This is a genomic window from Cyclobacterium sp. (assembly GCF_014762705.1).
Lineage (GTDB): Bacteria > Bacteroidota > Bacteroidia > Cytophagales > Cyclobacteriaceae > Cyclobacterium.
Window position 1 is genome coordinate 108,549 of the sequence record NZ_JABURL010000075.1, and the last position, 22,521, is coordinate 131,069.

The window sequence follows — 22,521 nt, forward strand, 5'->3', positions numbered from 1 at the left end:
AAAGCCACCGGATGTAATCCGGCGGCAATTGAATTTTTTCCCTGAAAGGCTTTACCTGTCCAAACGGGTGTTGGTACCATCCACGGGAGTCCTGTGCTCCCGGTTGGCCAGGTCCCAGGCAGTATGGAAGATCAACCTCGCCCGCTTCTCCATCAGCTCAAACTCGATTTTGTCTACCGTATCCGTTGGCTGGTGGTAATCGTCATGGACGCCGTTGAAAAAGAAGATCACCGGGATATTGTGCTTGGCGAAATTGTAATGGTCGGAGCGGTAATAAAACCGGTTTGGATCATCTTCCGCATCATAGCGGTAATCCAGGATCAGGTTGGTGTAGGTGATATTATTGTATTCGTTAATGATTTTAAGCTGGGAAGAAAGCATTTCAGAGCCAATCACATAGACGTAATCCTGATTTTCGGCATCCTGGTATTCATAATCAATGCGTCCGACCATATCTATATTCAGGTTGTTCACTGTATTTTCCAGGGGAAACACCGGGTTGTCGGCATAATATTCCGAACCCAACAGTCCTTTTTCCTCTCCGGTCACATTCAGGAATAAAATGCTTCGCCTGGGTTTGTTGGCTTCTTTGGCGGCATTGGCAAAAGCTTCAGCTATTTCCATCACTGACACTGTTCCTGAACCATCATCATCCGCACCATTATTGATTTCTCCCTTGCTATTGATGCCTACATGGTCATAATGGGAAGAGATGACAAGCACTTCTTCTTTTTTATCCGTTCCTTCCAGGTATGCCAGCACATTTTCCGTACCTACAATTTGCTTGTCTTTTTGTACCCGATACCTGACCTTGCGGGAGGCAATGGATTCCGGGTTGTTTTTTGCGGCCTCCTTCAATTCTTCTACCGGGGTTTCGAACAACTGGCCCATTTGCTCGGAGCTGACCATAAATACCGGTTTGTGCTCGGTAGGGCGATCAAATCCCAAACGGCCCCTGCCAGAAAGATTTTTGTAACGGTTGGCCATCCGGTCAAAATTGGCCTGGCCTTCCATGGTCACAATAATTACTCCCTTAGCTCCGGCATCCATCACCTTTTTGACGGCATCTGCAGAACGTGCACCAATGGCCCAAAGGCCTACCAGCTTTCCTTCCACAGCTACTTTTTCCAGGTTTTCTTCAGAGGCCAGGCCCAAAAACACCAAATCGGTTCGGGTTCTTTTTTTCATATCCCCGTCACCGATAAACACAAAATCCTCGTTCAACATCAGGTCCCTTTTCCCTACTCTTAATTCCACATTCTCCCAACGCACACTGGAGAGTTCAAAGGGTTGCAGGAAACTTCCGGACACCGGGCCGGTAAGGCCCTTTTCCCGGTAAAAATCCACCAGGTATTCGGCCGCCAATTTTTGCCCCTTCTCTCCGGTATCCCTTCCCTCCAGCTCATCAGAAGCCAGGTAAGTCAGGTGTTTTTCCAAATCCCCTGCCTGTATGGTAGCGGCATATTTTAAAGAAAGGTCTTCCTGTCCCAAAAGGGAAAAAGAAAGCCCGGTAAACAGCAATATTGCTGCAATCATCGGTCTATTTTTCATTATGACTGTTTAAACGATTATAAATATGGTAAACTGTAAACCTATTCCTTGCCCAAACGGTTTATAAGAAGATATTTAAGGTTAAAATTAACACCTAAATTAGCTAATATTTCTACCTTTGCGGTTCGATTCAGGATAATTTGGTTCGGCCAAAAATAATCATATTTTATCTTTATATGAAAATCAACCTCGCTTCTTCGGAAAAATTTAAAAACAGGCACATTGCTCCCTCGGATAATGATATCAAATCCATGCTGGAAACCATAGGTGTTTCTTCATTGGACTCTTTAATCGACGAAAGCATCCCTCAGAGCATCCGCCTGAAAAAACCACTTCAACTGCCAAAAGCCCTTTCAGAAACGGCTTTCCTTAAAAAATTTAAAAAAACAGCAGGAAAAAACACCCTTTACAAATCGTATATCGGACTGGGCTATTATGACACCCTTGTCCCTGGTGTGATTCAGCGCAATATCCTGGAAAACCCCGGTTGGTACACCGCCTACACCCCTTATCAGGCTGAAATAGCTCAGGGCAGGCTGGAGGCCCTGATCAATTTTCAAACCATGGTCAGCGAATTGACAGGTATGGAGCTGGCCAATGCTTCCCTGCTGGATGAAGGTACAGCCGCAGGTGAAGCCATGACCATGTTGCATGCCAGCAAGCCAAGGTCAAAAAAACAGGCCAACCGTTTTTTTGTGGATGAAAAAGTTTTTGGCCAAACCAGAGAAATCCTTAAAACCCGGGCCATTCCCGTGGGCATAGAATTGGTTTTTGGCTCCCTGAAGGACCTGGATCTAACGGATCCGGAACTCTTTGGCCTGCTCCTGCAATATCCCAATGCAGATGGGGAAGTCATTGATTACAGCAAACTGGTGGAAGCCGCCAATGAAAACAGTGTTTTTACCGCTTTCAGCACCGACTTGTTGAGTCTTACTTTGCTGAAGCCGCCGGGAGAGATGGGTGCTGATGTGGTGATCGGCAGTAGTCAGCGTTTTGGCGTACCTATGGGTTTTGGTGGCCCTCATGCAGCTTTTTTCGCTACAAAGGAATCATTCAAAAGGCAAATCCCTGGCAGGATTATCGGCGTTTCTGTCGACAAATCAGGCAAAAATGCCTACCGCATGGCCCTGCAGACCCGCGAACAACATATCAAAAGAGAAAAGGCCACTTCCAATATTTGCACCGCTCAGGTACTTTTGGCGGTGATGGCCGGCATGTATGCCGTTTATCATGGCCCCAAGGGGCTGAAAGCCATTGCCTCCCGCACCCATGGTCTGGCTGTCATGACCGCAGACTGGTTGTCCCGGCTGGGTTACGAACAGGTTAACGAAACCTTCTTCGATACCATCCGCATCAAGGTAGATGAGGTACAAAAAGAGAAAATACGGGCGTTTGCATTGTCAAAAAAGTTAAATTTCCGATACGAAAAAGACTACATTCTCCTCAGCTTTGATCAGGTAAAAAACAGGGCTGACGTAGTGGAGATCTATGAGGTTTTTGCCAAATCTACCAATCGTCTTCAGGTAGAAATTCCTGATGTACCTGATCAGATAGATGCCATCATCCCTGAGACCCTGCAACGTGCCTCTTCCTTTTTAGAGCATGAGGTGTTTCAGCGGTATCATTCGGAACACGAAATGTTGCGTTACCTCAAAAGGCTGGAAAATAAAGACCTTTCCCTGGTGCATTCCATGATCTCCCTGGGTTCCTGTACCATGAAACTCAATGCAACTGCAGAAATGATCCCTGTTACCTGGCCGGAAATCGGTCAGTTGCACCCCTTTGTACCCCAGGACCAGGCGGCCGGATATTATGAGATGTTTCAGGAATTGAGAAACTGGCTCAGTGAAATCACTGGTTTTGCCGATACCTCCCTGCAGCCCAATTCCGGTGCCCAAGGGGAGTACGCTGGCCTGATGGTGATCCGGGCCTACCACCAAAGCAGGGGAGAGGATTTCAGGAATATTGTATTGATTCCTTCTTCTGCTCATGGCACCAATCCGGCTTCTGCCGTGATGGCCGGCATGAAGGTAGTCATCATCCCCTGTGATGATAAAGGCAACATAGATGTGGCGGCATTCGAAGCCAAAGCTGCCGAATACAAAGAGCAGCTTGCCGCATTGATGGTAACGTATCCATCCACACACGGGGTTTTTGAGGAATCCATCCAGGAAATATGTGGTATTGTTCACGAATATGGTGGTCAGGTTTACATGGACGGGGCCAATATGAATGCACAAGTAGGATTGACCAGTCCCGGAATGATCGGAGCCGATGTTTGTCACCTGAACCTGCACAAGACTTTCTGCATACCCCACGGAGGTGGAGGACCGGGAATGGGTCCCATCTGCGTGGCCAAACACCTGGCCTCATTCCTGCCTGGCAATCCCTATATCCGCACAGGTGGCACGGAGGCTATTAGTCCGATTTCAGCAGCTCCATTTGGAAGTGCCAGCATACTGCCCATTTCATATGCCTATATTGCCATGATGGGAGAGGAGGGACTTTCCAAGGCTACCAAAGTGGCCATATTGAATACCAATTACATCAAAAAGCGACTGGAAGCGGATTACCCCATTCTGTATACAGGAAGCAAGGGCCGGGCAGCCCATGAGATGATCCTGGATTGCAGGGGCTTTAAAGAATGTGGAGTGGAGGTAGAAGACATTGCCAAAAGGCTGATGGACTATGGCTTCCATGCTCCGACGGTATCCTTTCCGGTTGCAGGAACCCTCATGGTAGAACCCACCGAGTCCGAATCGAAAGATGAGTTGGACCGCTTCTGTGAGGCCATGATTTCCATCCGTCAGGAAATCAGGGAAATAGAAGCAGGGAAGGCCGATAAATCGTCCAATTTGCTGAAAAACGCACCACATACCGCCGGAACCATCATTTCTGATGCCTGGAACTATCCCTATTCCAGAGAAAGGGCAGCCTACCCGCTTCCTTTTGTGAAAGAGAACAAATTCTGGCCTTCGGTAGGAAGGATAGATGCTGCGTATGGTGACAGAAACCTGATGTGTAGCTGTATTCCTACAGAGGTGTATGAAGAAGAGGAGAAAGAAGCAGTAGAATAGTATAATAAAAGCCCCTTCGCTTAAACTGCCGAAGGGGCTTTTTTTTCATTGAACCGGTAATTATTTCAGACTGCCCGTCATGTCTTCGGGCCTAACCCACTGATCAAACTGTTCGCTGGTGAGCAGGTCCAGGGCTATGGCCGCCTCCCGCAAGCTGCTGCCTTCCTTATGGGCCTTTTTAGCAATTTTAGCAGCATTTTCATATCCAATATGGGTGTTCAAGGCTGTTACCAGCATGAGACTGTTTTCCAGGTGGCGCTGAATAAAAGGCTTATTCGGCTCTATCCCCACTGCGCAATTGTCATTGAAAGAAACGCAGGCATCCCCCAACAGGCGGGCTGAGTTAAGCAGGTTATTGACCATCATGGGCTTGAAAACATTCAGCTCAAAATGACCGTTGGAGCCGCCGATAGATACCGCTGTGTCGTTTCCAATTACCTGGGCACATACCATGGTCATGGCTTCGGCCTGGGTAGGGTTGACTTTTCCTGGCATAATAGAAGAACCCGGCTCATTCTCAGGGATCAATATTTCGCCTATGCCTGATCTGGGGCCAGAGGAAAGCATGCGGATATCATTGGCTATTTTCATCAGGCTGACGGCGAGTTGCTTCAATGCACCATGGGTTTCTACAATGGCATCGTGGGCTGCCAGGGATTCAAATTTATTGGGTGCAGTTACAAATGGATTGCCGGAAAAATGTGCGATTTTTTCTGCCACTTTTTCAGCATAACCTGCCGGCGTATTTAATCCGGTACCTACAGCCGTGCCCCCCAAAGCCAGTTCTGAGAGGTGTTCCAGCGTATTCTTTATGGCCCTCATGGCATGGTCAAGCTGGGCTACATATCCGGAAAATTCCTGCCCAAGGGTCAGTGGGGTGGCGTCCATAAAATGGGTTCGGCCGATTTTGACCACCTCCATAAATGAATCGGATTTTGCCTTAAGGGTATCCCTGAGTTTTTGCACACCCGGAAGGGTGGTTTCCACCACCATTTTGTAGGCCGCAATGTGCATGGCGGTGGGGAAGGTATCGTTGGAGGACTGGGATTTATTTACATCATCATTGGGATGAATTTTCTTTTTTTCATCCTGAAGGCTACCCCCTAAAAGAACATGAGAGCGGTAGGCCACCACTTCGTTGACATTCATGTTGGACTGGGTCCCGGAACCGGTCTGCCAAACCACCAGCGGAAACTGGTCATCCAATTTGCCCGCTAAAATTTCATCACAAGCCCTGGCAATAATATCGGCCTTTTCCTGGTCCATCACTCCGAGATCTGCATTCGTCAGGGCAGCTGATTTTTTCAATATGGCAAAAGCATGCACTATTTCTATGGGCATCTGGTGTTTTACCCCTCCAATTTTAAAATTATTGACAGATCGCTGGGTTTGGGCTCCCCAGTATTTGTCGGCGGGAACCTCTACTGGTCCCATGGTATCCTTTTCTATCCTGAAATCCATTTATAGTTGATTTGATTTTTAAAACGATTGAACTGCTAAAATACGACAGACAGGGCATAATCCATAAATCCTTATGGAATACTTCCCATTTATCTATCCGGGTTTTATCCCGATTCAGGGAGCTCCCCTACCTGCTTTCAGGTCCATCATGCTATGAAAAAGCAACTGACTTTCTTTGACCTTCCTCCGAAAATGCCAAAAGGCAAATCCATAATTTGCCATCCCAGCCATGGTACTTAATGCCGCCAGCTTCCAATCCTGAAATACTGCCAGAAACAAAACGGTAAGTACAAAGGTAATCACGCCCCAAAAACTCAGGAAAAAAACCGTGGAGGGGAAAAACGAGTAATCGAGAGATATCAGGGATCCTTTTGCCAGGGGAGATACCTCTCCTTTAATCCTTGGAAGAAAGCTGTCGGCTTTATCAATTTTTTTTGAAATTGTAAATTGATGGGTTTTCAGTTCTCCATTAAAGACGATGGATTCCTCTGGCTGGTCTATAACAGCATCCAGGAAATTTACCTTTTTGGTAACCCTGTTCAATCGTTCCATTACCTGATGTTGATCCATCACGGAAACGAATGTTTCGCTGTATGTAGGTGCCAGTCTCACCATTTCAAAACAAAGGGGAAAGGAGAAAGTTCAAGCCACGGCAATGCAGGAAATTTCAACCTTCACATTTTTGGGAAGTCGGCTTACTTCCACCGTTTCCCGTGCGGGAGGATCAGTCTTGAAATACCTGCCATATGCTTCGTTAACAGTGCCAAAATCATCCATATTTTTTACGAAGATACTGCATTTGACCACATGGGCAAAGGTCAGGCCCGCAGCTCTCAATATGGCTTCCAGATTTTTCATCACCGCATGGGTTTCTTCGGTAATGTTTTCGTTGATCAAGTCCCCGGTAGCCGCATCCAATGCAATCTGTCCGGAAACATAGAGAACGCCATTTATCTTTACCGCCTGGCTGTAAGGGCCAATAGGCTCCGGTGCTTCTGAAGAATGTATGATTTCTTTACCCATGGTATTTACACATTAGAATGAACCACAAAGTAAAACTTTATCTCCGGATTTATCAATTTACCCGAAAAAGTTCCTAGTTGGCCACCAATTTGAACCCTTCTCCATGCAGGGTAATGATTTGCACCATTTCATCTGATTTCAGCAATTTTCGGATTTTACTGAGGTACACATCCATGCTACGGGCATTGAAATAGCTGTCATCGCCCCAAATCTGTTTAAGGGCATAGGATCTGCTGACATTTTCATTCTGGGCAGCCGCCAACAGCCGTAAAAGTTCATTTTCCTTGGAGGTCAGTTTGTGCCAACCATCTGGACCTTCCAGCTGCTGTTTGTCATAATGCAGGGTGAAATTGCCAAAAGAGTACGTTTTCAAGGCTACTTTTTCACCCTGGTGCTGGGTTCTCCTCAAAATGGCCCCAATTCTCATGAGCAATTCTTCCATGCTAAAGGGCTTGGTGATATAATCATCCGCGCCAATTCTAAAACCCTGGATCACATCTTCCTTCAGGTTTTTGGCTGTCAGGTAAATGATGGGAATATTTTCCTCTACTTTCCTGATTTCCTTGCCCAAAGTAAAGCCATCCTTTTTTGGCATCATCACATCCAGTATACAAAGCTGGTAGTAATCCTTCTTGTATTTGTTCCAGCCCTGCTCTCCATCCCGGCACAGGGTGACATCAAATCCTTTTACACCGAGGTATTCCTGCAAAATATCGCCCAGATTGGGATCGTCTTCTACCAGTAAAATTTTGGTCTTGCTCATTGTTTTGAAGGTAAGTTGATGGTAAAAATACTGCCTTGTCCCGGTTCACTTTCCACCATAATATTTCCGTGGTGAGCTTCCACCATGGTTTTTACATAGGATAGCCCCAGACCAAAGCCTTTGACGTCATGGATGTTTCCTGTTGGGACCCGGTAGAATTTATCAAATATCTTTTTCTGGACTTCCTTGTTCATCCCTATCCCTGCGTCCTGTATGGTCAATGTAAACTGCCCCCGGCTTTCCCGGATAGAAATACTGATTCTGGGTGCATCTTTGGAATATTTATTAGCATTATCCAGTAAGTTATTGATAATATTATTCAAGTGGAAAGGATCTGCGGCTATTTCTTCATTTTTCACCTCGTAATCGGTGGAGATAAGGCCTCCTCTTTTTTCGACCAACAACTCAAAGTGTCGTTTGGCTTCTTCCACCGCATCGATCAGATTGATGGTTTCTATTTCCAGTTTGAAGTCCTTTTTATCCAGGGTAGCGGCCTGTAATACCTGCTCCACCTGTTTACCCAATCTGGAATTTTCATCTTTGATGATGCCAAGATACCTGTGCCGGATCGAGGTCTGATCGAAAAGGTCAGGATCCTGTAATGCCTCAATAGCCAGGCTTACGGTAGAAATGGGCGTTTTGAATTCATGGGTCATGTTATTGATAAAGTCATTTTTGACTTCAGAGATCTTCTTTTGCCTGATGATGACCCTGATGGCATAAATAAAGCAAATGATTATAATCGCCATAAATAACAAGGAACTTGACAAGGGTAAAAACACCTGCTGCATCAGGTAATTTTCCTTGTCCGGAAAGTGGATCACCAGAAAGTTTTCCAGGCCCAAAAGATCACTGGGAAAAAGCTCTGCCCTGATCCCTTTTGTTTTAAGAAAATCGAGGTCCGTCACTTCACCTATGCCAAAGATATTGTCCTGCCCATTGATAATACCCAATTCAAAGGGCTGATCGATATTTCTATTGACCAATTGATCCCTCACCTCTCTTCTCACACGGGCAGTATCAATTCGGTTCAAAATATTTTGATTCCCCTGGGAGAGCAATTGGTGAATCACCACTTCAACCAACTCGATTTTCATGTTAGCCTGTACAATGCTTTCTGCTACATTTCTGGAAACATTGAATTCCTCAATGATATAATTTTGTCGGTTATGGGCATATTGGCGTTTGCTGATATAATTGTCCTGCTTGCTGAGAAATTCCAGATAGCGCTCTTTTTCCTGAAGCAGAATGGCCAATTCATCAGGGGTAAACAGCGTGGATGCCACAGAGGGAGACATATAAAAATACTTTTCGATCTGGCTGAAACTTTTGGGCTCTCCCTCTTTGGAAGCAATCAGCTTTTTAAACGTAGACGATATTTGGGGTATGTTTAGTTCAAATAATGAATCTACCATTGATGGCCGATTGATAGCCACCTGCCGGTGCCTCACCTGTACCTGAATGGGTTTTATGGGTTCAAGCAGTGCTTTTTGGAACAAGGTATCCCGGGCCAGGGAACTCAGCAGAATATCGCTGGTCTCGCTTTTCTCCAATCGCTCTGAGGTGGAGGCAAGGGCCTGAAATACATTTTGCTCAAACCGTTCTTCGTTGATCTTTAGCACATTTCCCACCCAGTAAAACTGAAAGGCAATCAGTCCCAAGCTGGCCAAAGACATCAGGAAGACAATGATTTTAATGCTGGCTTTTGACATGGTACAAATCTAAATGATATCCTGCTCTAAATCATTTCCTTAACTTTTTTTAACACAATACAGCAGGAAAGAGCAAATTTTCTCCTTTTGTGTAATAACCCATTTTACCAGCCCAAAATTCCCTGCCCAAAGCTGCAGTCGAATTTGATTTTAAGTTTAATCTGCTTTATCTATATTTGCCTGCTAAATAAAATCCTATGGAAATCAAAAACCAGCAGTACAGCATTCAGGGGATTTCCCTCCTGGATCTGGCCCGTAAATACGATACACCTGTTTATATTTATGATGGGCAGAAAATCCTCCAGCAGGTAGCAGCGCTAAAAAATGCATTTTCCACTGTGAATATGAAAATCAAATATGCTACCAAAGCCTTATCCAATATCAGTATTTTACAATTGATGCGAAAAGCTGGAACAGGGGTGGATGCTGTATCCATAGAGGAGGTTAAAATTTGCCTGCATGCCGGCTTCCTTCCCAGTGATATCATGTTTACACCGAATTGTGTGGATTTTGAGGAAATAAAAGCGGCGGTAGATCTGGGGGTGATGGTAAATGTGGACAATATACCCATGCTGGAACATTTTGGAACGGAATACGGAAATACCGTACCTATCTGTATTCGGCTCAACCCGCATATTCTGGCTGGAGGCAATTCTAAAATTTCGGTAGGACACATTGACAGTAAGTTCGGTATTTCAATTTTGCAACTAAAGCATGTGCTTAAAATCGTACAGGCCTATGAGCTGAATGTGGTGGGTTTGCATGTACATACCGGTTCTGATATCCTGGATGCAGAAGTCTTTTTAAAAGGCGCAGAAATCCTGTTTGATGCAGCAAGGGAATTTGCCCATCTGGAATTTCTGGACTTTGGTGGGGGATTTAAAGTAGCTTATAAGGATGGGGACATTACCACAGACATTGCAGAGGTAGGCAAGAAGGTGTCCCTGGCATTTCAGCAATTTTGTAAGGAATACGGGAAGGAGCTCGAAATCTGGTTTGAACCCGGTAAATTCCTGGTCAGCGAGTGTGGGTACCTGCTGGTAAAAGCCAATGTGGTTAAGCCTACTCCGGCTACCACTTTTGTAGGTGTGGATTCGGGACTAAATCACCTGCTGCGTCCCATGATGTATGATGCTTATCATGGAGTGGTCAATATTTCCAAACTGGATGGCCCGGAGCGGGTATATACCATAGTGGGCTATATCTGTGAAACAGACACCATTGCTGCAGACCGAAAGCTCAAAGAGGTAAAAGAAGGCGATATTCTGGCCATCAAAAATGCCGGCGCATATGGCTACAGCATGGCTTCCAATTACAATTCAAGGTTCAGACCGGCTGAGGTACTGCTGCTCGACGGCAAAGATCACCTGATACGGCGAAGGGAAAAGTTTGAAGACCTGCTCAGGAATCAGGAACCAATCAATCTGTAATATAAAAAAGGGCGAAAATTTTTCGCCCTTTTTTATGACCTACTTTTTGGTATTTTGTTCAAAATTTAAGGGAGAAAATTCATTTTTACCTCCACCAAATAAAGAATGGTTTTTTACCATAAAATCACAAGAAAATTATTTTTTTCAACAATTTGTAAATTCAAAATTTATTCTATTATTTATCAAAATATAACATGTTTTAAGCATTTCATAAAAATGTATTCTAATCGCATAAAATAATATTTCAAAAATTCAATTGCAAAAAAAGTTTTGTATAAAACAGTAATTAGCGTTTAAAGTAAAAAAACCATCAATTTTTTGATTGGTAGATTTTGGTTTGGGCAGGCATTGCCCGAGAGGTGAGATAAAACAATTAATTTAACTTTCAACAAAGCGAAGAAATGATGGCGTCCAAAACAAAGGCAATCATGCAGATCCATCTTGACCAAAAAGATGTAAGTATTATAGGGGAAGACCTGCTGGAATATGCCGAGACATTGAGTGAAGCATTGGGAATGGATACCTTAAGCATCCAGGAAGAAATGAGATCCGGTGATTTGAATCACCTGATCAACACTTTCAATCACTATTTCAGTGATTACATTGAACTACTTGACTCTGACCACAGGATCAGCTCCTGATTTTTAGTAAACATCCATACGCGCTAAAACCTAATTTTATGTAAACATTTGAGAAGAAACACTGCTTTATTGGTAAAACAATAATTGCAAATATGGGAAAGACCTTAAGACTCATTTTAGGTGATCAGCTAAACCAGCGGCATTCCTGGTTTAAAAAAAATGATGATGCGGTAGTTTTCCTGATGATGGAATTAAGGCAGGAAACGGATTATGTACAACACCACATACAGAAAGTGTTGGCCTTTTTTCAATCCATGCGGATGTTTGCCCAATGGCTGGAAAATGAAGGGCACCAGGTGATTTACCTGAGCATTGATCACAAGGAAAACCGGCAGGAGCTGGGAAAAAATATCCGTTTTTTAATCAAACGTGATAATTTTAAACATTTTAATTATATCCTCCCTGATGAATACAGGCTGGATAGACAAATCAGGAATATCTGTAAACAGCTGGAAATCGAAACCAAGAGTTACGATGCAGAACATTTTTTAAGCGACAGGCTAGCGGTAAAATCTTTCTTTTCGGGTAAAAAAACATTCCTGATGGAATCATTTTACCGGTCTATGCGTGAAAAATATAACATTTTGATGGATGGCAAAAAGCCGGCGGAGGGGAAATGGAATTTTGATCATGAAAACAGGAACAAATTCCGGGAAGAGACCAAAATCCCCCCGCCACCCGTTTTTAAACGGGACATTGGTCCTCTGTTAGAAACCATCAAAAAAGCAGGCGTCAATACCATTGGAGAGGTGGATTCCAAAAACTTTCAATGGCCTTGTTGCAGGGAAGAAGCCCTGGAATTGCTGGCGCATTTTTGCGATAAGTTATTGCCACATTTTGGCCGGTACCAGGATGCCATGCATTCCCAACATCCATTCCTGTTCCACAGCAGGCTCAGTTTTGCTTTAAACAGCAAAATGCTGCATCCCCTGGAGGTGATCCAAAATGCTGCAGTCTGCCGGGAGAAGGCACCGGAAAAATATGGCATTGCCCAGGTAGAAGGCTTTATTCGTCAAATTCTGGGATGGAGGGAGTTTATGCGGGGAATCTATTGGGCAAAGATGCCGGATTTCGCGACCATGAATTTCTTTGGCCATAAGCGGCCTTTGCCCGCATTTTTCTGGGATGGAAATACCAAAATGAATTGCATGCACCATGCCATCAAACAATCCCTGGATCATGCCTATGCCCACCACATTCAGCGCCTGATGGTTACCGGGAATTTTGCCCTGCTGGCTGGAGTGGATCCGGACGAGGTGGATCAATGGTACCTGGGAATTTATATTGATGCGATCGAATGGGTGGAAATCACCAATACCCGTGGGATGAGCCAGTTTGCGGATGGAGGCATAGTGGGCACCAAGCCCTATGTATCTTCGGCCAACTATATTGACAAAATGAGTGACTATTGTGGTAGCTGCCATTATTCGAAAACCAAAAAAACGGGGGATAAGGCCTGTCCCTTCAACAGTTTGTATTGGGCCTTTTACGAGCGAAACCGGAAAAAATTGGAAAATAATCCCCGCATCGGCTTCGTGTACAACACCCTCTCGAAAATGAAGCAAAAGGATGAAATCCTGGAGCAGGCAGAAAGTTACTTGGAGAATCTGGATAAGCTTTAACCCGCTCCTCGGAACTTGTAATTCTGTGGTTCATATAAAAGGGATTTGTACTCCCCGGTAGCGATTCTTTTTTCTGTCGTTCCCCCTTTTTTGACCACAGATTTACACCGATTTTCACAGATTTTTTTCTGGCCCTAACCCAAACCTTATATTCCCTTACATGCCTTATATGGTTTAAAAAAGAGGGAACCATATAAGGCATGTAAGGGTATTTAAGAGGGGAAAGAGTGTATTTTATCTGTGTTAATCCGGTGCACCATGAGGCGTGTGGGTTAAATATAAACTTAAAAACCTAGAGATATGAAAGTTTTTTCCAGCCAAATTTGCCGTTTGGACTGAAGTACTCCTGACATTTTGAGCGGAAACATACGCTGTGAAGCTCGGGAATTACGGTCTTTACGCTCGGATTTTCGAATCAAATTTTCCTTAAAATGGTTTTTCAGGAAGCCATCTTATGAAAATTTCTGATTTTATCTAAACCATATCATTTCGGTTCTATATCCACTCTATCTAATTATTTTCGCAAGCGAGTCATGTGCCCTTACCGGACCCCAAAGAAAAGCCTAATGCAAATCGTTCTCAAAAACGCACCGAAACAGCCATTTCAAATAGATTTTTGGTGGCTCTAAGCTGTTTACCTGAGGAAGAGATAAGGGTGATTGCCATACTTTACCAGGCAACGATCTTTTTATCTGTGTTAATCCCAGTAATCTGTGGTGCAATTTTTTTTTGGGTTTCTAAACAAAAATAGCTAAAAATAGTTTATATTAGGTGTTAATTAAACATTTAAAAAGATGTATTGGAGTCTAGATGCGTTTTTTCAGCAGAATTTAAGGCTGAATGAAAACGAAAAATTAAAACTGATAAAAACGTATATCAAAAATTTAAAAAGTGAGAAAAAAAAGAGAGGCTAAATGCCCCTTTTTTATTTGTTTTTTTATTTAATCTTTTTTGATCAATCCTTCTGTCAACTTATTCAGCGCCTCCACCTTGTATTCGAAATCTCCTTTCAGGGTATCTCGGTACCTGTTGATGTTCTCCACCATTTCGTTGATGTCCTCCGGAATGGTCTCTTCCAGCAATTGCCTTAAACGTTTGGCAGTAGTGGGGCTCTTGCCATTGGTACTGATGGCAATTTTCACATTTCCCTTGGTCACGATGCCCCCCAAATAGAAGTCGCAATATTCAGGCGTATCTGCCACATTGACCAGCAAATACCTGCTTTTGGCATCATGGTAGATGGTCTTGTTGACCGCTTTGTCATCTGTGGCCGCAATCACCATGTGCTTGCGCTCCAGGTAGTCTGGGTGGTAAGCTGCCTGCACAAGCTGTATATTGGCATTATTTGCAGCTATTTCCCTGATTTCATCGGATATCTCTATAGATACCACAGTAACCCTGGCCTGAGGGCTGGATTTGAGCAGAAAAGACAACTTTTCCAGGCCCACAAAACCTGCGCCTACAAGTAAGGTTTCCAACTGATGTACTTTCAGAAAGATCGGATACAATTCATTCATACGTTCAGGAAATCATTTTGTGGTCGCACACCAACTCTTCAAATATCGCTTTTAATTGTGGACTTTCCTTTACCACTTCACCAATAATGATTATGGCCGGAGCACCTATTTTGCTTTCTCTGGCTTTTTTCTGAATGTCCGTGATGGTACCGGCTACCACTCTTTCCTCACGGGTAGTGCCCCTTTCGATGATGGCAATGGCTTTGTCTGACAGGCCCTCATCCTCATAAACACCTACAATTTCATCCAGTTTTCTGGTGCCCATCAATAACACCACCGTGGCTTTGGACTTGCTGGCCAATTTCAAATCATCCGATAAGGCTCCACTTGAAGTAGTGCCGGTAATCACCCAGTAACTTTCCGAAACTCCTCTTTTGGTCACGGGTATTCCTGCAGATGCAGGCACCGCAACAGTAGATGATATGCCAGGCACTACATCCGTAGCAATTCCAAACTGGTGTATATAATCCAACTCCTCTGCCCCTCTTCCGAAAACAAAAGGGTCTCCTCCTTTCAGCCGGACCACATGCCCATATTTTTGGGCATAATACACGCATTGCTTATTGGTATCCTCCTGGGGATGTTGCCGGCTGCCATGCCTTTTTCCCACAAAAACTTTAATGGCTTTATCAGGAGCATGGTTGAGCAGTGTCCTGTCAATCAGGGCATCATACAGTACCACATCGGCCTTGTTCAATGCGAGGACTCCCTTCAATGTTATTAATTCCGGGTCTCCCGGACCCGCCCCTACCAATGTCACCCTTGGTCTGATCTCATTCATCATGCATGTACTTCTTTTGACCTGAATTCGCTGATCGCTTCAAATACCTTTTCAGCAGTTTTATAATATTCACCTGCAAAAGAGGCTGTAGGTGGATTTTGTTTGATTTGATATACCAGCTCTGAAAAGGGAGCGCCCAGGTTGATTTTACCGCTCTCGATAAAATGATTTTCGAACTCAGTTACGATATTGGCGTAGCTGTTGGTGTTTACTCCCTCGGCAGTTAAGATGGCTTTGGCGGCATTGACCATCCCTGTGTAGGACTGGTAGATTCCGTCCGCCCACTTCTCTGCTTTAAGGCTATCTTCCGAATCAGCCAGCTTTTCCCTGGCTTCCAGGAGCAAGGTGGACACCAAATCGATCACTACACCGGCGCATTCTCCCACGCCAATAGCTTTCACATAAGGTTCATCATTACCCCAATCTATGAAATCCGAATCCGTAATGTTGTCGGTTCCGGCCAGCGGCTTGAGCATTTCGTAAAAATACATCTGCCCTTTTCTTTCGTAATAGAAGGCGTAATTCTCCCCTTTTTCTGCCTGGGATTTATAATCGTCCAATAGCAGCCTCAGGGCTTGAGGTCCTCTTTTGCTTGGTATTTTGATGACTTTATCGGCAAACCTGCCCTGTCCGTCACCCATAGTGGCTCCACCGAGCAATACCTGTAGCGCTGGCATTACTGCCTTGCCCACCTTCATGGACATGCCCTGAAATCCTATAGAGGCCATGTTGTGCTGTCCGCAGGCATTCATACATCCCGAGATCTTAATGGTGAGGTCCTTATCCAGTAAAAACTCCGGGTACTCATCGATGATAAGCTTGCCCATCACGTCTGCAGCTCCGGTACTGCTGGCAATGCCCAGGTTACAGGTATCAGTTCCCGGGCAAGATGTAATATCTCCTATGGAATTGTATCCGTAATCGGCCAGGCCGAGTTTTTTAAGTTCCTGATAGAAGTATGGGATCAATTCTTCTTTCACATCGCGTATCAGAAAATTTTGCCTGAGCGTAAACCGCAATTCATCATTCGCGAAATCTTTGATCAATTTTGCCAGTTGTCGTGCTTCTTTGGTATAGAAATCACCCAGATGGATTTTTACCCCTACGGCAAAATAACCAGCTTGCTTTTGGGGCAACACATTGGTCAATTTCCATCGCCTGTAATTTTCATCCGTGGGAACAGTGAAATCAGGCATTGCCGGATCAGGCAATGATTTTGATGCTTCAAAATCCGTTACATCTATCGGGTAGGATTGGTGCTGAAGGGCAGCTTGCTCTTCTTTAACCAATTGCAAGAATTCTTCCACCCCCAATTTGGTGATAAGAAACTTCATCCGGGCTTTCATTCGCTTGGCCCTTTCACCATGGCGGTCAAAAACACGAACTACCCCCTCAATAAAAGGAATCAACTTATCGGTGGGCAGAAACTCATACACCACATCTCCATGTCGGGGTTGAGAGCCAAGGCCTCCACCCAAAAGTACTTTAAAGCCCCTTTCTGCTGCAGCGCCTTCTCCTTTTAGCTTGGCAATAAAACCCAGGTCATGCAGGTAAGAAAGAGCTGTATCTTCCTCACTGGAAGAAAAGCTGATCTTAAACTTTCTACCCATTTCCTGGGAAATAGGGTTCCTCAACATGTACTTGAAGGTAGCATCTGCATAAGGTGTAACGTCAAATGGCTCATGGGGATCAATTCCCGCAGTCTCTGAGGCGGTTACATTCCTTACGGTGTTCCCGCAAGCCTCCCGGATGGTAACCTCATCTTGTTCCAGTTCGGACCAAAGTTCGGGCGTCCTGTCCAGGCTTACATAGTGGATTTGGATGTCCTGTCGGGTCGTAACGTGTAACCTTCCGGTAGAGTACTTTTCAGAAACATCACAAATCCGATTTAACTGGGAGGATGTCACCCGGCCAAAAGGAAGTTTGATCCGGATCATCTGAACGCCTTCCTGCCGCTGTCCGTAAACCCCTCTGGCCAGACGCAGGCTCCTGAATTTTTCTTCATCTATTTTACCGTTTCGAAAAAGGTCAATTTTGTTCGCCAATTCGACGATATCTTTTTCTACAACCGGGTTTTCTATCTCTGATCTGAAACTTTGCATGGTACTGATTTTTCGGTTTTTTAACCTGTTTTCTGTTGATTAGGATTTGTTGGCTACCTGTGGTTCTTGTTCATGAAGGCCACATTCTTTGTGGGAAGTTTCCCACCACCATCTTCCGGCCCGGGGATCTTCACCGGGTTCAATCGCCCGGGTACAGGGAGCACAACCAATGCTGACGAATCCCTTGTCGTGCAGCGGATTATAGGGGATCTTATTACTATTTATATAGGAGAGCATTTCATCCATGGTCCAGTGCAGCAAGGGATTGTATTTCAGGATTTGGTTACCTTCATCCCATTCAAGCAGCTGCATGTTTTCCCGGTTTGGGCTTTGCTCCGCCCGCAATCCGGTAATCCAGACACTATTCCCCTTCAAGGCCCGCTTGAGTGGCTCTACTTTTCTTACGTAGCAGCACGACTTCCTGTTTTCTATGGAATGGTAAAACCCATTGATGCCATTTTTTGTGACCAGGTCTTGAATAGGCTGTGTCTCCGGATAATACGGTTTGATGTCCACGCCATATTTGACAATGGTCCTGGCCAGCAGATCATAGGTCTCGTAGAATAAACGACCGGTATCCAAGGTGAAGATTTCAACCGGCAGGTTACTTTTGGCAATGATTTCCGTGATTACCTGATCCTCTTGTCCCAGTGAAGTGGAGAATACCACCTTTCCGGGAAAAAGATCAGTCAGCAAACCCATGCCCTCCTTTATGGACAGGCTTTCCATTTTATGGGTCAACTCCTTAATTTTATTTGCTTCCATCAAATTTTTCGCTTTTTTGATTTACAGAGGACTGTATCCCCTAAGCTTTGGACAACCCTCTAAAAGTATACAGGGCTGCAAATACAAAAGTACATAAAACCTACAAATTATATAGAGTAAATGGAAAAAAATTTATTCGTTGGACAAAATATCCTGCAGGGTCTTCATTTCCAGTATTTTGAGTGTTTCATCTCGAACTTCTATCATCACCTTGTTCAAGCCACATTGCGCCTGATTCTCGCATTCTTCACAAGGCTCGTAATAATTGAGACTCACACAGGGAAGCAGGGCTATGGGGCCGTCCAGCAGCCGGATAATGCGGGAAAGGGGGATTTCTTTGGGCTCTTTGATGAGGTAATAGCCACCTCCCTTGCCTTTTTTACTCCCTAAAAAACCAGCTTTCTTTAATTCCAGCAGGATATTTTCTAAAAATTTATGGGATATATTGTGTTTTTCAGAAATTTCGGAAATCAATATAGCCCCTTTATCTTTGTTTTTTCCCAGATAAGTAAGGGCATGAAAAGCATATTTGGTTTTTTTTGAAAGCATGCGTCGTGCAAAAATGGTTGTATTGATTAAAGATAATCACTTTCATTAAAAATGAGCAGTGAATTGGCCGATTTATGAAAAAAGAGGAGATCTTATAAATTCAAATTTTTCAGGTAGGGTATAAAACCGGATGATTCGTAAATTTCAATGCAGGTAAACCAGTTAGTATTTTATACACAGAATCAGGTGGTAATGGTTTGATTTTTAGGTTCTAAAAATAGTTATTCCAGCGCAAATGTGGTTACCACAAACCCATGGTCCGAGGGGTAGGGTATTCCCTTGCCGTTGATGCGCAGGTTTTTACCAAAATAGGCCATGTAAGAAGTAGATTCCAACGGTTTTAACTGCCCTTTGTAAAAAATATAATCAATGCGGTGGGAATCCACTTTTCCCTTTACATCCCAGGTAATGCCCGGATGCCAGTTTGGGTTGGGATGTACTTCCCGAAACGAATCCTGTAAGCCCATATCGGCCAATACTTTGGTGGCATACCAGGGCACGATCAGTCCGTTATGGTGAGCCTGGCTTTCTTTGTTCCAGTCCAGGTGGGAAGGGGAGTTCATGTCACCGCCCAAAATCATGGGGACGGAATCGGCGGCAGCAGCATATTTTTTAAGGTAGGGCAGCACGTTTTGAATCATTTCGGTACGTTTGCCTGCGGCTTCCCAGGTCAGCAGTTCATCTGCTGATTTCCCCATCTGCTCTGGCGCATCATCCCATGGTAAATAGTAAAACCAGTTGGAAAAAACGTTTATTTTCTGCTCGTCGATCAGCACTTCTCGTCCACCCAGGTAAAACGGATAGCCGGTATCGATTCGTTCGCCAAAGGGATGTTTGGAATAGATGGAAAGGTTGATGCTTTCGTCGTCCGGATCGGTGCCCGCAGCTGCTATTAGATGAAAATGGTACCCTAAGGTCTCAGCTATACGAGGTCCGGAGCCATAGGTTTCCACCATGAGTATCAGGTCCGGGTCAATCTCCCGGATGATGTCTATTACCCGGTCAGGCCCATCGGGAAGGTCGTTACCGCCGTGCAAGATGTTCCAGGCCATGACCTTCAGCGTCTTTTTACCGGATTGCGCCAGGACATCGGGTTCCAGGAGAAAAAAGCTAGCAAAGCAGGTGAATAGTATTATTTGTTTCACTGTGTGGTTTCGTTTAGAAATTATGCGTGCGATGGGCTGCTTATTTTGATAAAAAGCGGCCGCTGGTAAATATAAACAGGTAATCTGTTTCGGCCAATTGCTATCCGTGCTGTTCGACATTTGCAATGTCGAACCAAGATAAATCAGGATTTACAATCCTGGTTACGTGGACGACCAAAGGTTCGAAACATTAAAACAGATTGGTATCAGTCAATATATAGAGCCAATCATATCATGACATAAAAAAAGGGAAAAGTGTTTGACTACACAATTCCCTTTTTATTATTCATTTCCAATGTATCAAATCAACTCCACGCTTCTTTTCACAAAGGCAGTAAGCTCTTTTCCTTTCAGTAATCCCTGAGAAAGCAGGGCCAGGTCAAAAGCCTGCTTGGCCAGTCTTTCCTGCTCCGCAGCATCCTCCGATTTCAGGATTTTATCCACCACCGGATGATTGCCATTTACGCCCACCTTGTAATTGTCTGGCATGGCACCATAGAATCCCATTCCTCCATTTTGCGCCATGTCCTTCATCCTTCTCATGAACTCGTCCATGGTTACCGTGACGGGCAATTCCTCCGGACTGGAACCTTGTACTTCCACCGAATAGGTCTTGTTGTTAATGGCTTTTTCAAAGATCTCCTTCACCTTTTTGGATTGCTCCTCAGTAAGCAGGTTCTCATATCCGCCTTCCTTCTCGATCAGTTTGTCCACTACATCGGCATCTACCCGCTTCAGGCTGGCATTTTCCAGTTTACCTTCCAAATGCTGGATAAAATGGCTGTCAATGGGCGAATCCATCAACAACACATCGTAATCCTTTTTATTGGCCGACTGGATAAAGCTGTCCTGCTTGTCCGGATCGGTTGCATACAGGTATACCAACTTGTCGTCTTTACCGGTTTGGAAGGGCTTTACCTTTTCCCTGTACTCTTCCAGGGTATAATATTCTCCTTTTGTATTTGTAAACAGGGCAAAATCCTTTCCTTTCTCGTAAAACTTGTCTTCGGAAATCATCCCGTATTTCACAAAAAGACCAATGTCTCCCCACTTGCTTTCATAAACCTTTCGGTCTTTTTTGAACAATTCACCCAGCTTGTCCGCTACCTTTTTGGTAATATAATTGTTGATTTTCTTGACGTTGCTGTCAGCCTGCAGGAAGCTTCGGGAAACATTCAACGGAATGTCCGGAGAATCAATCACTCCGTGCAGTAGCATTAGAAATTCCGGTACAATATCCTTTACCTCATCGGTGATGAAAACCTGGCGGCTGAACAATTTGATCTTGTTGCGCTGCAGTTCAAAGTCTTTTTTGACCTTGGGGAAATACAGTACTCCGGTAAGGTTGAATGGATAATCTACGTTCAGGTGAATCCAGAAAAGTGGATCCTCACTCATGGGGTACAATTCCTTGTAGAATTTCAGATAATCCTCGTCCTTTAACTCACTTGGTGCCTGAGTCCAAATGGGGTTGGTGGTATTGACAATATTGTCAACTTCTACCGATTTCCATTTCTTCTCTCCCTTGTCATCTACCCCGTCTTCTACACTTTCTGATTTGGTTCCAAACCTGATAGGAACAGGCAAGAACTTGGCGTACTTGTCCAAAATTTCCTGCAACTTCCACTTGTCCAAAAACTCCTCGGACTCACTGTTGATGTGCAGGATCACATCTGTTCCTCGTTCGGTTTTCTCGCCGGGGCTAATTTCAAATTCCGTACTGCCATCACAAACCCACTTGGCCGGCGCTGCCCCTTCCTCGCGGGATAGGGAATGGATTTCCACTGTGTCGGCCACCATAAAGGCCGAGTAAAAACCCAGACCAAACTTACCAATGATTTCATTGGCATCCTTGGCATCCTTAAACTTCTCCACAAATTCGGAGGCTCCGGAAAAGGCAATCTGGTTGATGTATTTTTTAATTTCTTCGGCAGTCATGCCCAACCCCTTATCGGAGACGGTAATGGTCTTTTTCTCCTTGTCAAAGCTGACATCGATGGTCAGGTCGCCCAGCTCTCCTTTGTACTCACCCAAAGCAGCCAGCCTTTTGATTTTTTGGGTAGCATCTACGGCGTTGGACACCAACTCTCTGAGAAAAATTTCATTATCCGAATAGAGAAACTTCTTGATAATGGGGAAAATATTTTCGGTATGAATCGAAATGGTACCTTTCTCCTGCATGGTATTTTTTATTTTTATTTAAACAAAGTCCTTATTGTAGATTCGGCTAAATCAAGACTTGTTCCAAATTCATTTTAGTGTCAAATTGTCAGTACCTGTTCGACAGGTAGCTGGGAATTCATTGGTAAAGCCGGATTCGAAGAGGTGGGGTAGGTAAATTGCTATGAAATACGCCCGTTTTTTCTACAAGGAATCAGGATA

The 22,521-nt window shown here is 44.4% G+C and carries 17 protein-coding genes; 4 read left to right on the plus strand and 13 right to left on the minus strand.

Annotation, left to right across the window (positions count from 1 at the left end; translation table 11 throughout):
• Positions 1 to 51 precede the first annotated feature (51 nt).
• Entirely contained in the window at positions 52 to 1,536 is a 1,485-nt protein-coding gene (locus HUJ21_RS14160; RefSeq protein WP_291370869.1) for a M28 family peptidase, read from the minus strand.
• A gap of 191 nt (positions 1,537 to 1,727) precedes the next feature.
• Between HUJ21_RS14160 and gcvP the strand changes: the two genes are divergently transcribed.
• Positions 1,728 to 4,628, plus strand: coding sequence for an aminomethyl-transferring glycine dehydrogenase (gcvP, locus tag HUJ21_RS14165; RefSeq protein WP_291370833.1), 2,901 nt, complete (start codon positions 1,728 to 1,730; stop codon positions 4,626 to 4,628).
• Positions 4,629 to 4,688: 60 nt separating this feature from the next.
• Here the strand turns inward: gcvP and fumC are convergent, their stop codons facing one another.
• From fumC to HUJ21_RS14190, 5 genes are all read right to left on the minus strand, one after another.
• The gene (fumC, locus tag HUJ21_RS14170; RefSeq protein WP_291370835.1) at positions 4,689 to 6,089 is read right to left on the minus strand and encodes a class II fumarate hydratase; all 1,401 of its coding nucleotides are present in this window, start codon (positions 6,087 to 6,089) and stop codon (positions 4,689 to 4,691) included.
• A 114-nt stretch (positions 6,090 to 6,203) separates the two neighbouring features.
• Positions 6,204 to 6,704 carry a hypothetical protein gene (locus tag HUJ21_RS14175; protein WP_291370837.1) on the minus strand — a complete coding sequence of 167 codons (501 nt, stop codon included), beginning with the start codon at positions 6,702 to 6,704 and terminating at the stop codon, positions 6,204 to 6,206.
• A 27-nt stretch (positions 6,705 to 6,731) separates the two neighbouring features.
• A complete protein-coding gene (locus tag HUJ21_RS14180) occupies positions 6,732 to 7,112 on the minus strand; it encodes a RidA family protein (protein WP_291370839.1) in 381 nt (126 codons plus the stop codon).
• 73 nt (positions 7,113 to 7,185) lie between these two features.
• Complete coding sequence (locus HUJ21_RS14185; RefSeq protein WP_291370841.1) at positions 7,186 to 7,875, minus strand: response regulator transcription factor; 690 nt, start codon at positions 7,873 to 7,875, stop codon at positions 7,186 to 7,188.
• Positions 7,872 to 9,587: a HAMP domain-containing sensor histidine kinase gene (locus HUJ21_RS14190; RefSeq protein ID WP_291370843.1), complete on the minus strand. Its 1,716-nt coding sequence runs from the start codon at positions 9,585 to 9,587 to the stop codon at positions 7,872 to 7,874. Before HUJ21_RS14190 ends, HUJ21_RS14185 begins: the two co-directional genes overlap by 4 nt.
• A 197-nt stretch (positions 9,588 to 9,784) precedes the next feature.
• Between HUJ21_RS14190 and lysA the strand changes: the two genes are divergently transcribed.
• The 3 genes from lysA (at position 9,785) to HUJ21_RS14205 (ending at position 13,280) form a co-directional block, all read left to right on the plus strand.
• Complete coding sequence (gene lysA / locus HUJ21_RS14195) at positions 9,785 to 11,017, plus strand: diaminopimelate decarboxylase (protein WP_291370845.1); 1,233 nt, start codon at positions 9,785 to 9,787, stop codon at positions 11,015 to 11,017.
• A gap of 428 nt (positions 11,018 to 11,445) precedes the next feature.
• The gene (locus HUJ21_RS14200; protein ID WP_291370847.1) at positions 11,446 to 11,658 is read left to right on the plus strand and encodes a hypothetical protein; all 213 of its coding nucleotides are present in this window, start codon (positions 11,446 to 11,448) and stop codon (positions 11,656 to 11,658) included.
• Positions 11,659 to 11,750: 92 nt separating this feature from the next.
• Positions 11,751 to 13,280 carry a cryptochrome/photolyase family protein gene (locus HUJ21_RS14205; RefSeq protein WP_291370849.1) on the plus strand — a complete coding sequence of 510 codons (1,530 nt, stop codon included), beginning with the start codon at positions 11,751 to 11,753 and terminating at the stop codon, positions 13,278 to 13,280.
• 941 nt (positions 13,281 to 14,221) lie between these two features.
• Here HUJ21_RS14205 and HUJ21_RS14210 read toward each other — a convergent pair.
• From HUJ21_RS14210 to htpG, 7 genes are all read right to left on the minus strand, one after another.
• Positions 14,222 to 14,797 (minus strand): bifunctional precorrin-2 dehydrogenase/sirohydrochlorin ferrochelatase, encoded by a 576-nt coding sequence (locus HUJ21_RS14210; RefSeq protein ID WP_291370851.1) that lies wholly within the window; start codon positions 14,795 to 14,797, stop codon positions 14,222 to 14,224.
• Positions 14,798 to 14,801: 4 nt separating this feature from the next.
• Positions 14,802 to 15,581 carry a uroporphyrinogen-III C-methyltransferase gene (gene cobA, locus HUJ21_RS14215; protein WP_291370853.1) on the minus strand — a complete coding sequence of 260 codons (780 nt, stop codon included), beginning with the start codon at positions 15,579 to 15,581 and terminating at the stop codon, positions 14,802 to 14,804.
• Positions 15,578 to 17,680, minus strand: a complete 2,103-nt coding sequence (locus tag HUJ21_RS14220) for a nitrite reductase (protein ID WP_291370855.1) — start codon at positions 17,678 to 17,680, stop codon at positions 15,578 to 15,580. Before HUJ21_RS14220 ends, cobA begins: the two co-directional genes overlap by 4 nt.
• Before the next feature lie 39 nt (positions 17,681 to 17,719).
• On the minus strand, positions 17,720 to 18,448 hold the full coding sequence (locus tag HUJ21_RS14225; protein ID WP_291370856.1) for a phosphoadenylyl-sulfate reductase: 729 nt from the start codon (positions 18,446 to 18,448) through the stop codon (positions 17,720 to 17,722).
• Positions 18,449 to 18,577: 129 nt separating this feature from the next.
• Positions 18,578 to 18,994 (minus strand): Rrf2 family transcriptional regulator, encoded by a 417-nt coding sequence (locus HUJ21_RS14230; RefSeq protein ID WP_166142170.1) that lies wholly within the window; start codon positions 18,992 to 18,994, stop codon positions 18,578 to 18,580.
• Positions 18,995 to 19,215: 221 nt separating this feature from the next.
• Complete coding sequence (locus HUJ21_RS14235) at positions 19,216 to 20,139, minus strand: endonuclease/exonuclease/phosphatase family protein (protein ID WP_291370859.1); 924 nt, start codon at positions 20,137 to 20,139, stop codon at positions 19,216 to 19,218.
• A 300-nt stretch (positions 20,140 to 20,439) separates the two neighbouring features.
• Entirely contained in the window at positions 20,440 to 22,320 is a 1,881-nt protein-coding gene (gene htpG, locus HUJ21_RS14240) for a molecular chaperone HtpG (protein WP_291370861.1), read from the minus strand.
• Positions 22,321 to 22,521: the final 201 nt, after the last annotated feature.

Bases quoted from the DNA above. Each gene is read 5' to 3' on its own strand.
- HUJ21_RS14160 (WP_291370869.1), bottom strand. From the start codon at position 1,536: ATGATTGCAGCAATATTGCTGTTTACCGGGCTTTCTTTTTCCCTTTTG.
- gcvP (WP_291370833.1), top strand. From the start codon at position 1,728: ATGAAAATCAACCTCGCTTCTTCGGAAAAATTTAAAAACAGGCACATT.
- fumC (WP_291370835.1), bottom strand. From the start codon at position 6,089: ATGGATTTCAGGATAGAAAAGGATACCATGGGACCAGTAGAGGTTCCC.
- HUJ21_RS14175 (WP_291370837.1), bottom strand. From the start codon at position 6,704: ATGGTGAGACTGGCACCTACATACAGCGAAACATTCGTTTCCGTGATG.
- HUJ21_RS14180 (WP_291370839.1), bottom strand. From the start codon at position 7,112: ATGGGTAAAGAAATCATACATTCTTCAGAAGCACCGGAGCCTATTGGC.
- HUJ21_RS14185 (WP_291370841.1), bottom strand. From the start codon at position 7,875: ATGAGCAAGACCAAAATTTTACTGGTAGAAGACGATCCCAATCTGGGC.
- HUJ21_RS14190 (WP_291370843.1), bottom strand. From the start codon at position 9,587: ATGTCAAAAGCCAGCATTAAAATCATTGTCTTCCTGATGTCTTTGGCC.
- lysA (WP_291370845.1), top strand. From the start codon at position 9,785: ATGGAAATCAAAAACCAGCAGTACAGCATTCAGGGGATTTCCCTCCTG.
- HUJ21_RS14200 (WP_291370847.1), top strand. From the start codon at position 11,446: ATGCAGATCCATCTTGACCAAAAAGATGTAAGTATTATAGGGGAAGAC.
- HUJ21_RS14205 (WP_291370849.1), top strand. From the start codon at position 11,751: ATGGGAAAGACCTTAAGACTCATTTTAGGTGATCAGCTAAACCAGCGG.
- HUJ21_RS14210 (WP_291370851.1), bottom strand. From the start codon at position 14,797: ATGAATGAATTGTATCCGATCTTTCTGAAAGTACATCAGTTGGAAACC.
- cobA (WP_291370853.1), bottom strand. From the start codon at position 15,581: ATGATGAATGAGATCAGACCAAGGGTGACATTGGTAGGGGCGGGTCCG.
- HUJ21_RS14220 (WP_291370855.1), bottom strand. From the start codon at position 17,680: ATGCAAAGTTTCAGATCAGAGATAGAAAACCCGGTTGTAGAAAAAGAT.
- HUJ21_RS14230 (WP_166142170.1), bottom strand. From the start codon at position 18,994: ATGCTTTCAAAAAAAACCAAATATGCTTTTCATGCCCTTACTTATCTG.
- htpG (WP_291370861.1), bottom strand. From the start codon at position 22,320: ATGCAGGAGAAAGGTACCATTTCGATTCATACCGAAAATATTTTCCCC.